The following is a 14222-nucleotide window of genomic DNA, read 5'->3' on the forward strand; positions in this document are numbered from 1 at the left end:
TGGTTATGCCTGGTGATAACGTTGCTATGGATGTTTCTTTGATTGTTCCAATTGCAATGGAAGAAAAACTTCGTTTCGCTATTCGTGAGGGTGGTCGTACTGTTGGTGCAGGTATCGTTTCTAAGATTATTGAGTAAATAATGGTTACTAAAGGTGTGTTTTAAGGTGTTTTTTCTTTGCGAATTAGGGGTATAGCTCAGTTGGTAGAGCGGCGGTCTCCAAAACCGCAGGTCGCGGGTTCAAGCCCTGCTGCCCCTGCCAGAGGTGAGTGTGGTTAATTGATTGAGAAGGTGAGTTTGATTACCTTCTTTGCTTTTTTACATAGGGCTTGTTTTTTTGTGCATGAATCAGTATTGAATAAAGAGTGCAGAATTATGTAAAGGTTGAAGGTCGGCTTTTCGCATTTTTTTTGTTGTATAAATCACAATAAGGTTAGAAAGAATATAGTGTGACTGATGGCATTTAAAACCAATCCAATTACTTTTTTTAAGCAGGTTTATATAGAAACGGCTAAAGTGAAGTGGCCTACGCGTCGTGAAACAGTGATTTCTACTGTTATGGTATTATTGGTGACGGCGCTGGCTTCAGCTTTCTTTTTTATAGTAGATCAGGTTATGCATTTTGGTGTGTGGCAGGGTATTGATCTTCTGAAGTATCTTTTTAGTTGATAGTGTAAGGAAGTATAACTGTGGCTGCTCGTTGGTATATTGTTCAGGCGTATTCAAATTTTGAAAAGAAGGTAGCGGAGGCTATCAGCAAGGAGGCTAAGCAAAAGGGGCTTGACCATCTGTTTGAAAAAATTTTTGTTCCGACTGAGCGTGTTGTTGAGGTTCGTCGTGGACGTAAAGTTGATACTGAGCGTAAATTTTTTCCTGGTTATATTCTTCTTTGCGTTGAGTTAACAGATGATGTGTATCATCTTATTAAAAATACTCCTAAAGTGACTGGTTTTTTGGGTTCAGATTCGCGTCCTGTTCCTATTTCTGATCGTGAGGCTGAACAAATTCTTAAGCAAGTTCAGGAAGGTGTTGATTCTCCAAAATCTTCTGTGTTGTTTGAGGTTGGTGAACAGGTTCGCGTTGCTGATGGTCCTTTTGTTTCATTTAATGGTATTGTTCAAGAAGTGGAAGAAGAACGCTCTCGCCTTAAGGTTGAGGTGTTGATTTTTGGGCGTCCTACGCCTGTTGACTTAGAATTTAGTCAGGTTGAAAAACTTTGATTAAACTTGAAAGTGATTTAATCACTTTAAGTAACTTGTGGGAGGTGATTTTTGGTTTTTGTCGACTTTATGATCCGTACCACACAACTGCGGCAGGTGATTGGCAAGACGGTTTGTCAGTTTACCAGTCAAATTAAAGGCAAATTATTATGGCAAAAAAAAGTATAGGTCAGTTAAAATTGCAGGTTCCTGCAGGTGCAGCTACTCCATCTCCACCAATTGGTCCTGCTCTTGGTCAGCGTGGTATTAATATTATGGAGTTTTGTAAGGCGTTTAATGCGGCTACGCAAGAAATGGAAAAAGGCGCGCCGATTCCAGTGATTATAACTTATTATCAAGATAAATCATTTACATTTTCTCTTAAGACACCTCCTGTATCATTTTTATTGAAGAAGGAAGCAAGTTTGAAGTCTGGTTCGAAGGAGCCTGGTAAAGTATTTGTCGGGAGTATTTCTCGTGATAAGATTCATTCAATCGCAGAAGTAAAAATGAAAGATCTTAACGCAAATGACATTGAGGCAGCGATGCGTATGGTTGAAGGTTCTGCTCGCTCTATGGGCTTAGAAGTGGTGGGCTAATGTTATGGGAAAACTAGCAAAGAGAATAAAAAACATTCGCAAAGATGTTGATTTTAATGAGCTTTACGCTTTAACAGATGCTGTTTTAATGGTTAAAGAGCGCGCAATTGCTAAATTTGATGAAACAATTGAGATTTCAATGAACTTAGGTGTTGATCCGCGTCATGCAGATCAAATGGTTCGGGGTGTTGCTCATTTACCTAATGGAACTGGGCGAAATATTCGTGTTGCCGTTTTTGCTCGTGGGGACAAAGCAGAGGAAGCTAAGGCTGCTGGTGCAGATATTGTGGGAGCTGAAGATTTGTTTGAGAGTATTAATGGTGGAACGATAGATTTTGATCGTTGTATTGCTACACCAGATATGATGCCTTTAGTTGGTCGTCTTGGTAAGATTCTTGGTCCACGGAGCTTAATGCCGAATCCAAAAGTTGGTACTGTTACGCTTGATGTTGCTGGTGCTGTTAAAGATTCTAAAGGCGGTGCTGTTGAATTTCGTGTTGAAAAAGCTGGTATTGTGCACGCTGGTATTGGTAAGGCCTCTTTTGGGGTTGAAAAGATAGTAGAAAATATTAAAGCTTTTGCTGGTGCGGTTATTAAAGCTAAACCACAGGGAGCAAAAGGTGAATATATTAAGCGTGTTGCGGTTTCTTCGACTATGGGTATTGGGGTTAAAGTTGATCCTGCAACGGTTCGTTCGGAGTGAATATAAGCGCAGGTTTTTGATGTTGTTTTGGGGTATGTGAATATCGAAATTTTATTTAGGGTGTCGATTTTTGTCGACATTTTTCTATCTAAGCTTTGTCGAGCTTAGGTTATACTGGAAGAAATTCCAGAATATCCTGTCCGAGATTGTGGGTGATACATTGAGTATCTTAATCGAGAAAAAGCCTGCATGAGACTGGGGTAAGAACTGTAGAGTTAAAAAACTTAAAGGGTTTGAGCCAAGGTTGCCTTTGATCGCTACGCGTGAAGAAGGGGGCAGGATCCTCATCGATAGTATAAATATTTTGTGCTATCAAAGGTAATCCACAGATTTGTTTTTAGCAAATCTGTTAAATGGAGAGAGACAGTGAATAGAGCGGAAAAACGCGAATTTGTTACATGGCTGAATGAGGCTTTTCGGAAGTCTGGTTCTGTTGTTGTTGCACATTATTCTGGTCTGACAGTTTCGCAAATGAACAGTCTTCGTTCAAAAATGAGTGAAGCTGGCGGTGCCGTTAAAGTCGCAAAAAACCGTCTTGCTAAAATCGCTCTTCAGGGCACGGAATCTGAATCGATGATGAGTTTGTTTACTGGACAGACTCTTATTGCTTATTCAGAAGATCCAATCGCAGCGCCAAAAGTTGCTGTTGATTTTGCAAAAACTAATGACCAGTTTGTCATTCTTGGCGGTTCAATGGGTGCAATGAGTTTGAGTGTGGATGCTGTGAAGTCTTTGGCTTCATTGCCTTCATTGAATGAATTACGGGCGAAGCTCGTGGGTATGATTTCTACCCCTGCAACCCGTATTGCGCAGGTTGTTAATGCACCTGCTGGTCAGGTTGTACGCGTTGTTGGTGCATATGCTCAGGAGGGCAAAGCGGCTTAAGGCTGTTTTGTGTTCATATTAGCGGAAGGGCATTAATGCTTTTTTTGTTTTTTGAATGGGTTTTAAATAATTGTTCAAACTTTTTAATTGAAGGAATTTTTAAATGGCTGATCTAGAGAAGATCGTAGAAGACCTTTCTAACCTCACTCTTTTGGAGGCTGCAGAGCTTTCTAAGTTACTTGAAGAAAAATGGGGAGTTTCGGCTGCTGCTCCTGTTGCGGTTGCTGCTGTTGCTGGTGCTGGTGCTCCAGTTGCTGAAGAAAAAACAGAATTTGATGTTATTCTTGTTGAGGGCGGTGCTCAAAAAATCAATGTTATTAAGGAAGTTCGTGCTCTTACTGGGCTTGGCCTTAAAGAAGCTAAAGATCTTGTTGAGGGAGCACCTAAGCCTATTAAAGAGGGTGCTTCTAAAGATGAAGCAGAAAAAATTAAATCTCAACTTGAAGCTGCTGGTGCTAAAGTTGAACTTAAGTAAACTTAATTTTATCGGCGAGCGTTTGCGCTCGTCGATTTCCTTTTTTCTGAAAAGAAGAGAGGTGACGGATGCCTTAGTTTTCCAACAGTTCATTAGCTGTGACGGGTATGAGGTTATTTTTGATGCCCCTTACCATAAGCCAGATAAATGGATAATTGGTGTTCGTGGGGTGGTGATGCTCATTACTGGGTATCATATGAACTGGTCTGCATATGCAGATTAATGACGTAAAGCTTTCAAGGTTTAGTCTACCTTGAAGAGTAAAGATCGAGGAGCGACGATGGCTCAGACTCTAGCGATGACATCTCAATTCAATGGTCGTAAGCGTGTGCGCAAATTTTTTGGTAAGATTCCTGAAGTGGCAGAGATGCCGAATCTTATTGAAGTTCAAAAGGCATCGTACGATCAGTTTCTTATGGTTGAGGAACCGAAAGGTGGGCGTCCAGATGAAGGTTTGCAGGCTGTTTTAAAATCGGTATTTCCTATTTCGGATTTTTCTGGCACAGCTATGCTTGAGTTCGTTGGTTATGAATTTGATTTACCAAAATTTGATGTTGAAGAATGCCGTCAGCGCGATTTAACTTATGCAGCACCATTAAAAGTGATATTACGTTTAATTGTATTTGATGTTGATGAGGATACTGGTTCGAAGGACATTAAAGACATTAAAGAACAAGGCGTTTATATGGGTGATATGCCTTTAATGACAGCAAATGGTACCTTTATTGTTAATGGTACGGAGCGTGTTATTGTTTCGCAAATGCACCGTTCTCTAGGCGTCTTTTTTGATCATGATAGAGGAAAGTCGCATTCGTCGGGAAAGTTTCTTTTTGCTGCTCGTGTGATTCCTTATCGTGGTTCATGGCTTGATATTGAGTTTGATGCTAAAGATATTATTTATGCTCGTATTGATAAACGACGTAAGATCCCAGTTACGAGTCTTTTGATGGCATTAGGTATGGATGCATCAGATATTTTGTCGACTTTTTATAATAAAATTACTTATCAACGAGATGGAGATGGGTGGCGTATTCCTTATACTGTTGATCGTTTTAAAGGAATGAAGCTTGTTTCTGATCTTGTTGACGCAGATAGTGGTGAAATAGTTGCTGAGGTCGGTAAAAAAATAACTGCTCGTATTGCAAAGTCTTTGGCAGAAAAAGGTCTAAAGGCGGTTAAAATTAGTGAAGATGATTTATTAGGGTCTTATCTCGCGGAAGATATAGTCAATTATCAGACAGGTGAGATTTACCTTGAAGCTGGTGATGAGATTGATAAAAAGACTTTAAAGATTTTGCTTGATGTTAATGCTGATCAGGTTGATATTCTTGATATTGATCACATGAATATTGGAGCATATATTCGCAATACTTTAAAAGCGGATAAAAATGAAAGTCGGCAGGATGCATTGTTTGATATTTATCGGGTAATGCGTCCAGGTGAGCCGCCGACAATGGATACAGCAGAAGCTATGTTCCATTCATTATTTTTTGATCCAGAGCGTTATGATCTTTCAGCTGTTGGGCGTGTTAAGATGAATTTGCGTATGGATCTTGATTGTCCAGATACGGTGCGCATTTTACGTCAAGAAGATATTCTTGCTGTTGTTAAGATGCTGGTCGAATTGCGTGATGGTCGTGGGGAGATTGATGATATTGATAATCTTGGCAATCGTCGCGTTCGATCCGTTGGGGAGTTGATGGAAAATCAATATCGCATTGGTTTACTTCGTATGGAACGTGCGATAAAAGAACGCATGTCATCAGTCGAAATTGACACAGTTATGCCACAGGATTTGATTAACGCAAAGCCGGCGGCTGCGGTAGTTCGTGAATTCTTTGGATCTTCGCAATTATCGCAGTTTATGGATCAAACCAATCCATTGTCAGAAATTACCCATAAGCGCCGTCTTTCTGCTCTTGGTCCAGGCGGGTTGACTCGTGAGCGAGCAGGATTTGAAGTGCGTGACGTACATCCTACGCATTACGGTCGTATCTGTCCGATTGAAACGCCGGAAGGTCCTAATATTGGTTTGATTAATTCTTTGGCAACATTCGCGCGCGTTAATAAATATGGTTTTATTGAAAGTCCGTATCGCAAAATTATTGATGGTAAAGTGACGACGGAAGTTATTTACCTTTCTGCTATGGAAGAAGCAAAGCATTATGTAGCGCAGGCTAATTCTTCATTGGATTCTGAAGGGCGTTTTACGGAAGAATTTGTTGTTTGCCGTCATGCAGGTGAAGTTTTGATGGCGCCGCGCGATCATGTTGATTTGATGGATGTGTCACCAAAGCAGTTGGTTTCGGTAGCTGCTGCTCTTATTCCGTTTTTGGAAAATGATGACGCGAATCGTGCGTTAATGGGTTCGAACATGCAGCGTCAAGCAGTTCCGCTTGTGCGTGCTGAAGCGCCATTTGTTGGTACAGGTATGGAGTCAATAGTGGCTCGTGATTCAGGGGCTGCTATTGGTGCAAAACGTGGTGGTATTGTTGATCAAGTTGATGCAACGCGTATTGTTGTCCGTGCGACAGAAGACCTAGATCCATCAAAATCTGGCGTTGATATTTATCGCTTACAGAAATTTCAGCGTTCTAATCAGTCTACTTGTATTAATCAACGTCCTCTCGTGCATGTTGGTGATCGAGTAGAGAAAGGGGATATCATTGCGGATGGCCCATCTACGGATCTTGGTGATTTAGCTCTTGGGCGGAATGTTCTTGTAGCATTTATGCCTTGGAATGGTTATAATTATGAAGATTCTATTCTACTTTCTGAGCGCATCGTTTCTGATGATGTTTTTACTTCGATTCATATTGAAGAGTTTGAAGTTGCTGCGCGTGATACAAAGCTTGGACCAGAAGAAATTACGCGTGATATTCCTAATGTCGCAGAAGAAGCGTTAAGAAATCTTGATGAGGCTGGTATTATTTATATTGGTGCTGAAGTTCAGCCTGGTGATATTTTGGTTGGCAAAATTACACCAAAGGGTGAAAGTCCTATGACACCAGAGGAAAAGCTTTTACGTGCAATTTTTGGAGAAAAGGCTTCAGATGTTCGTGATACTTCTATGCGAATGCCTCCTGGAACTTTTGGAACTGTTGTTGAGGTTCGTGTTTTTAATCGCCACGGTGTGGGAAAAGATGAACGTGCGATGGCAATTGAACGTGAAGAAATTGAACGTTTAGCTAAAGATCGCGATGACGAACAGTCGATTCTTGATCGCAACGTTTATGCACGTCTTGCTGATATGTTAACGGGTAATGTTGCTATAGAGGGTCCGAAGGGATTTTTAAAAGGTAATGTGCTTGATAGCATGATTATGGCTGATTATCCACGTTCACAATGGTGGCAGTTTGCGGTTGAAGATGAGAAGCTTCAGAATGAGGTTGAGGCTTTACGCAAGCAGTATGATGAGTCAAAAGAAGCATTGCAGCGTCGATTTATGGATAAAGTTGAGAAGGTTCAAAGGGGCGATGAAATGCCCCCTGGTGTCATGAAAATGGTAAAGGTTTTTGTAGCTGTGAAGCGCAAAATTCAACCAGGTGATAAGATGGCAGGGCGTCATGGTAACAAAGGTGTTGTATCGCGGATTGTTCCAGTGGAAGATATGCCGTTTCTTGAAGATGGTACACATGCTGATATTGTATTAAATCCACTTGGTGTGCCTAGTCGTATGAATGTTGGTCAAATTCTTGAAACACATCTTGGTTGGGCTTGTGCTGGTATGGGCAAGAAGATTGGTGACTTAGTGGAACATTATCAAGCGACGGGGGATATACTTCCTTTACGTCAGCGTATTGAGAATTTTATTCCTGATGATGATCGTAATGAATCAGTACGCCAGTATGACAACGAAAGCATTTATAAATTGGCACAGCAGATGATGAAGGGTGTTTCGATTGCAACTCCTGTTTTTGATGGTGCACATGAAGCTGATATTAACATGATGCTGGAAGATGCAGGCTTGGATAGTTCAGGGCAAGTGACACTTTATGATGGTCGTACTGGGGAACCTTTTGATCGTCCAGTGACGGTGGGATACATTTATATGCTTAAATTGCATCATCTTGTTGATGATAAAATTCATGCGCGCTCGATAGGGCCTTATTCACTTGTTACGCAGCAGCCGTTAGGTGGGAAGGCGCAGTTTGGTGGTCAGCGTTTTGGTGAAATGGAAGTTTGGGCGCTTGAAGCTTATGGTGCTGCATATACTTTACAGGAAATGCTGACAGTTAAATCGGATGATGTGGCTGGTCGAACCAAAGTTTACGAGGCAATTGTGCGCGGTGATGACACATTTGAAGCGGGGATACCTGAAAGCTTTAATGTGCTGGTAAAAGAAATGCGTTCACTTGCTCTTAATGTAGAACTTGATGATGCGCGTGAATTTATTGCACAACGGGCATTATCTGACACAGCAGAACAATAATTTAAAGAGGGTGCACTAGAAATAGTGCGCTCTCATTGTCCTGAGAGGCTAAACAAAAAAATTTCTATTAAGATAGCACAGGCGACTTTAAAAATAGAAACAGGTTTTAAGTTCAGATCTGTGATGAAATTAAGAGCTATTGTAACAGGTTTTAAAAATCTTTGAAGGAGAACGGCATGAACCACGAGGTCATGAATCTTTTCAATCCTCAGGCGCCAGCGCAGACATTTGACTCTATTCGTATTTCTATTGCGAGTCCTGAGAAGATTTTGTCTTGGTCGTATGGTGAGATCAAGAAGCCTGAGACTATTAATTATCGGACTTTTAAGCCAGAACGTGACGGTCTTTTTTGTGCACGTATATTTGGTCCAATTAAAGATTATGAATGCTTATGCGGCAAATATAAACGCATGAAATATAAGGGTATTATCTGTGAAAAATGTGGTGTAGAAGTTACTCTTTCGCGTGTACGGCGTGAGCGTATGGGGCATATTGAGCTTGCAGCCCCCGTTGCTCATATTTGGTTTCTTAAGTCATTACCAGGTCGAATTTCTACTCTTTTAGATTTAACTTTGAAGGATATTGAACGAGTTCTTTATTTTGAAAATTATATTGTAACGGAACCAGGATTGACATCTCTTAAGCTTTATCAGCTCCTTTCTGAAGAAGAGTATATGCTTGCGGTTGATGAGTTTGGAGAAGATCAATTTACAGCCATGATTGGTGCTGAAGCGATTTATGAGCTTTTAGCTAGCATGGAGTTAGAAAAAGTTGCAAATGATTTGCGCATTGAATTATCTGAAACAACTTCAGAATTAAAGCAGAAGAAATTAATTAAACGACTCAAAATTGTTGAAAATTTCCTTGAATCTGGAAATCGACCGGAATGGATGATTATGAAAACGATTCCGGTCATTCCACCAGATCTACGCCCATTAGTTCCTCTTGATGGTGGTCGTTTTGCAACGTCAGATTTGAACGATCTTTATCGACGGGTTATCAATCGTAATAACAGATTGAAACGGTTGATTGAGTTGCGTGCTCCTGGAATTATTGTGCGCAATGAAAAGCGTATGGTACAGGAAGCTGTTGATGCACTGTTTGATAATGGTCGCCGTGGTCGAGTGATTACAGGAGCTAATAAGCGTCCACTAAAGTCACTTTCAGATATGTTGAAGGGGAAACAAGGGCGGTTTCGTCAAAATTTGCTAGGGAAACGCGTTGATTACTCAGGTCGTTCTGTTATTGTGACAGGACCTGAGTTGAAATTGCATCAATGTGGTCTTCCCAAAAAAATGGCTCTCGAATTATTTAAACCATTTATTTATGCGAGGCTTGATGCAAAGGGATACTCATCGACTGTGAAGCAGGCAAAGAAGCTTGTTGAAAAAGAACACCCAGAAGTTTGGGATATCTTAGATGAGGTTATTCGTGAACATCCTGTTTTATTAAATCGTGCACCAACACTACACCGTTTGGGGATTCAGGCTTTTGAGCCTATTTTGATTGAAGGGAAAGCTATACAATTGCATCCACTGGTGTGTACTGCGTTCAATGCAGATTTTGATGGTGATCAGATGGCAGTTCATGTTCCGCTTTCTCTTGAAGCGCAGCTTGAGGCTCGTGTTTTGATGATGTCAACCAATAATATTCTTCATCCAGCTAATGGTGCGCCGATTATTGTTCCGTCACAGGATATGGTTCTTGGCCTTTATTATCTTTCGATTGTTGCTGAAAAAGAACCAGGTGAGGGTATGGCTTTTGCTGATATTGGTGAATTGCATCATGCTTTGGAAAACAAGGTGATCACTCTCCATACAAAGATCAAAGGTCGTTTTTATAATATGGGGAAAGACGGGAAAGCAGTTGCTAAGCTTTATGATACAACACCTGGTCGTTTGATTATTGGTGAACTTTTACCAAAAAACCCGAATATTTCTTTTGATATTGTTAATCAAGAGATGACAAAAAAGAACATTTCTAAAATGATTGATCAGGTTTATCGGCATTGTGGACAGAAAGAGACAGTTATTTTCTGTGATCGTATTATGCAGCTTGGTTTTTCTCATGCTTGTCGTGCTGGAATTTCTTTTGGTAAAGACGATATGGTGATTCCTGACAGTAAGTCGCGTTTGGTTACGGAAACGGAAGCGCTGGCCAAAGAATATGAGCAGCAATATAATGATGGTTTAATTACGCAGGGTGAAAAATATAATAAAGTTGTAGATGCTTGGGGTAAATGTACTGATCGCGTTGCATATGAAATGATGAAGCGTATTCAGGCTGTTGAATTTGACCCTAAAACAGGTCGTCAGCGACAAATGAATTCAATTTATATGATGTCGCATTCTGGTGCACGTGGTTCTGCTAATCAGATGAAGCAGTTGGCTGGTATGCGTGGATTAATGGCAAAACCTTCAGGTGAAATCATTGAGACGCCAATCATTTCAAATTTTAAAGAAGGTCTGACTGTTAACGAATACTTCAATTCGACCCATGGTGCGCGTAAAGGGCTTGCTGATACTGCATTAAAAACTGCTAATTCAGGTTATTTAACACGGCGTCTCGTTGATGTTGCGCAGGATGCTATTATTTCAGCTGTTGATTGTGGTACTGCAAAGGGTCTTACTATTCAGCCAATCGTTGATGCGGGACAAATTGTTGCATCACTTGGGCAGAGAATTCTTGGTCGTACAGCACTTGTTGATATTTTACATCCAGTTTCTGGAGAAGTTATCCTTGAAGGTGGTGCGATGATTGAGGAGGCTGATGTTGCTAAAATTGAAGAAGCTGGAATTCAATCTGTACAAATCCGCTCTGCTTTAACATGTGAAACGCGTCTTGGTGTTTGTGTTAAGTGTTATGGTCGTGATTTGGCGCGTGGAACGCCAGTTAACCAAGGTGAAGCAGTTGGCGTTATCGCTGCTCAATCAATTGGTGAACCTGGAACTCAGCTTACTATGCGTACTTTTCACTTGGGTGGAACAGCACAGGTTGTTGATTCATCTTCTTTAGAAGCATCTTATGAAGGTAAAGTAGAAATTCGTAATCGTAATGTGGTGCGCAATTCTGAAGGTCATCTAGTGGTTATGGGGCGTAATATGGCTATCCTTATCAAGGATGAGACTGGAAAAGAATGTGTTGCGCATCGTATTAGCTATGGTGCGCGTATTTTCGTTGATGATGGTGATATTATTAAATGTGGCCAACGTATAGCGGAATGGGATCCTTATACACGTCCAATTTTGACTGAAGTTGAAGGTTATGTAGGCTTTGAGGATATGATTGATGGTTTATCAGTTACTGAAACTGCTGATGAATCTACAGGTATTACGAAGCGTTTGGTGATAGATTGGCGTGCTAACCCACGTGGTGCCGAGCTGAAGCCAGCGATTATCATCCATGCAGACAAAAAAGGTGAGAATATTGCTAAATTGCATAAGGGTGGAGAAGCACGCTACATGATGTCTGTGGAGACCATTCTTTCTGTTGAGCCTGGTGCTCATGTAAAGGCAGGTGATGTTATTGCACGCTTGCCAATGGAAAGCACCAAGACAAAAGATATTACGGGTGGTTTGCCACGTGTAGCCGAGCTTTTTGAAGCGCGGCGTCCAAAGGATCACGCTATCATTGCGGAAGTTAGTGGTACAATTCGATTTGGTCGTGGTTATAAAAATAAGCGCCGTATTATTATTGAGCCAAATGATGCAACTCTTGAGCCAGTAGAATACTTAATTCCAAAAGGAAAGTTGTTTCACTTCCAAGAGGGTGATCAGATTGAAAAAGGAGATTATATTCTTGATGGAAATCCAGCACCTCATGATATTTTGGCGATTAAGGGTGTTGAAGCTTTGGCATCTTACCTTGTTAATGAAATTCAAGAAGTTTACCGTTTGCAGGGTGTTTTAATTAATGACAAGCACATTGAAGTAATTGTTCGACAGATGTTGCAGAAAGTTGAAATTACTGAATCTGGGGATTCTGGTTATATTCCTGGTGATAATGTTGATCGTATTGAGTTAGATGAAATCAATGATAATTTGATTGCTGAAGGGAAGAGACCAGCATATGGTAATCCTATTCTTCTTGGAATTACAAAAGCTTCTCTGCAAACACCGTCTTTTATATCTGCAGCGTCATTTCAAGAAACAACTCGTGTACTTACTGAGGCAGCAGTTTCTGGAAAAATTGATACTTTGCAGGGTCTTAAGGAGAATGTTATTGTTGGTCGCCTTATTCCTGCAGGTACAGGTGGTACTATTGCTCAAATTCGTCGTATTGCTGGAGTTCGTGACGATTTAATCGTAGATGAGCGGAGAAAATCTAATAATAACGAGGTAGCTAAAGCTATGCTAACAAATATGGCGGCAGACGCAGCTGCTGAATAGTTTGTATATATGAGAGAAGTAATATAGAGACGCTTGGATGTAAAATTCAGGCGTTTTTTAATCTTAAAGCGAGGCTAGTTTATTTTTTTAGTATAGGAGTTACGCTAGCTTTATATATAAACAAGTAACTGTAGATAAAAAGCAAATATTGCGAATTAAAAGAGTTCATTTTTTCTTATTTAAAATATCTGATATATTTATCATGGTTGAAAATCCACTTGAAAATGAAAACACTTAAGGAATTTATTGTAGTGATTAATAAAAAATGTGCTAATTTGCAGTAGATGAGGGGCGATATTATTGATAGACTTTTCTGATTGAGAGTGTGTCGAAGAAGTTTTTGTAAAATTTAGCCAAATAGGGGGGGGGGTAATTATTAAATCTGAAGTTTATTTTATTTACTTATTTTTGAATATTTTCTGCCCATTAAAAGGGAAATTGTACTCGTTTTTTGTTAATAAGCATTGTAGGGCATGGAATATATAAGTTATTAAAGAGGAGTCGACCGAATAAAAGTAATGCTAAAATTTTTTAGCATTATGTCGACTTTATTATAAACAAAGGTATTTAGATTCATTTTCTGCAAAAAGAAAGTAAAAAAATGACGGATTCTGTTATGGGAGTTTTTCAATCTATTTTGTCACGAAAGTCAATTCGAGCTTTTACTGACCAGCCAGTTACGCAGGAAACTATCAAAGAAATTTTAAAGTTGGCAACGCGTTCACCATCTGGAGCAAATATTCAACCGTGGCAAGTAATTGTTCTCACAGGGAAGGTGCTACAGCAAGTAGGGCAGGAACTTTCACAGCTTGTACTATCTGGTGTACAAGGAAAGCGTGCACACAATTATTATCCACGTCAATGGCGTGAGCCTTATATTTCTCGTCGTAAAAAAATGGGTTTAGATCTTTATAAGAGTCTTGGCATTCAAAAAGATGAGCAGGAAAAAATGCTTCATCAAAAAGCAAAGAATTTTTCATTTTTTGGCGCACCTGTCGGACTTTTGTTCACAATGGACCATGACATGGAGATGGGGAGCTGGCTTGATTTGGGCATGTTTATGCAGACCATTATGTTAGCGGCACGCGGATTTGGATTAGATACGTGCCCTCAGGCTGTTTTTGCTGATTACCACGAACAAATTCGGAAAATTTTATCAGTGCCTTCTGATCGACATATTATCTGTGGTATGGCACTTGGCTATCGTGATGTCAATGCCCCAGAAAACAATTTTGAAACTGAACGCGAACCCATTGAAAATTTTGTACGTTTTATTAAATCACATTCATAGAATATTTTTATGTAAAAGCTTTGGAGCATAATGAAAAATATTTTGGTGGGAACTTTTCATTCTTATATCATTTTAATGTTGCATGTTAACATTTATTTTACTACGTTTGATGCATTAAGATAATGATGAATCAAAGATCATTGTCAGTTTTTCAAAGGTTGGCTATGGAAAGCGCTCTAGAAAAAAAGTGTTGGGTGGTAGCAAGAAGAGCAACATTTGTGTTTATTGCTGTCATTTTTTTAACTTATCTT

12 protein-coding genes and 1 tRNA gene are annotated in these 14222 nt (G+C 40.0%); all 13 read left to right on the forward strand.

What is annotated here, in order from left to right; translation table 11 throughout:
- Positions 1–137, forward strand: a 137-nt coding sequence (locus tag V5N67_RS04645; RefSeq protein WP_455708587.1) for an EF-Tu C-terminal domain-related protein, incomplete at its 5' end; no start/stop codon positions are given.
- Positions 138–185: 48 nt separating this feature from the next.
- Positions 186–261 (forward strand) — tRNA-Trp (locus V5N67_RS04650).
- A 194-nt stretch (positions 262–455) separates the two neighbouring features.
- Positions 456–668 (forward strand): preprotein translocase subunit SecE, encoded by a 213-nt coding sequence (gene secE / locus V5N67_RS04655; protein WP_332060735.1) that lies wholly within the window; start codon positions 456–458, stop codon positions 666–668.
- Positions 669–688: 20 nt separating this feature from the next.
- Positions 689–1219: a transcription termination/antitermination protein NusG gene (gene nusG / locus V5N67_RS04660; RefSeq protein ID WP_332060736.1), complete on the forward strand. Its 531-nt coding sequence runs from the start codon at positions 689–691 to the stop codon at positions 1217–1219.
- Entirely contained in the window at positions 1216–1356 is a 141-nt protein-coding gene (locus V5N67_RS04665) for a hypothetical protein (RefSeq protein WP_332060737.1), read from the forward strand. Before nusG ends, V5N67_RS04665 begins: the two co-directional genes overlap by 4 nt.
- 12 nt (positions 1357–1368) lie before the next feature.
- On the forward strand, positions 1369–1797 hold the full coding sequence (gene rplK, locus V5N67_RS04670; RefSeq protein ID WP_332060738.1) for a 50S ribosomal protein L11: 429 nt from the start codon (positions 1369–1371) through the stop codon (positions 1795–1797).
- A gap of 4 nt (positions 1798–1801) precedes the next feature.
- A complete protein-coding gene (rplA, locus tag V5N67_RS04675; protein ID WP_332060739.1) occupies positions 1802–2500 on the forward strand; it encodes a 50S ribosomal protein L1 in 699 nt (232 codons plus the stop codon).
- Positions 2501–2866: 366 nt separating this feature from the next.
- Complete coding sequence (rplJ, locus tag V5N67_RS04680; RefSeq protein ID WP_332060740.1) at positions 2867–3385, forward strand: 50S ribosomal protein L10; 519 nt, start codon at positions 2867–2869, stop codon at positions 3383–3385.
- 103 nt (positions 3386–3488) lie between these two features.
- On the forward strand, positions 3489–3860 hold the full coding sequence (rplL, locus tag V5N67_RS04685) for a 50S ribosomal protein L7/L12 (RefSeq protein ID WP_332060741.1): 372 nt from the start codon (positions 3489–3491) through the stop codon (positions 3858–3860).
- 61 nt (positions 3861–3921) lie between these two features.
- Complete coding sequence (locus tag V5N67_RS04690; RefSeq protein ID WP_332060742.1) at positions 3922–4083, forward strand: hypothetical protein; 162 nt, start codon at positions 3922–3924, stop codon at positions 4081–4083.
- Positions 4084–4140: 57 nt separating this feature from the next.
- Positions 4141–8292 (forward strand): DNA-directed RNA polymerase subunit beta, encoded by a 4152-nt coding sequence (gene rpoB, locus V5N67_RS04695; RefSeq protein WP_332060743.1) that lies wholly within the window; start codon positions 4141–4143, stop codon positions 8290–8292.
- A gap of 176 nt (positions 8293–8468) precedes the next feature.
- Positions 8469–12680, forward strand: a complete 4212-nt coding sequence (rpoC, locus tag V5N67_RS04700; RefSeq protein ID WP_332060744.1) for a DNA-directed RNA polymerase subunit beta' — start codon at positions 8469–8471, stop codon at positions 12678–12680.
- Between the two features lie 601 nt (positions 12681–13281).
- Entirely contained in the window at positions 13282–13971 is a 690-nt protein-coding gene (locus V5N67_RS04705) for a nitroreductase (protein ID WP_332060745.1), read from the forward strand.
- The last annotated feature ends 251 nt before the right edge of the window (positions 13972–14222 follow it).

Origin of the sequence: Bartonella rhinolophi, assembly GCF_036576165.1 — a bacterium.
Lineage (GTDB): Bacteria > Pseudomonadota > Alphaproteobacteria > Rhizobiales > Rhizobiaceae > Bartonella.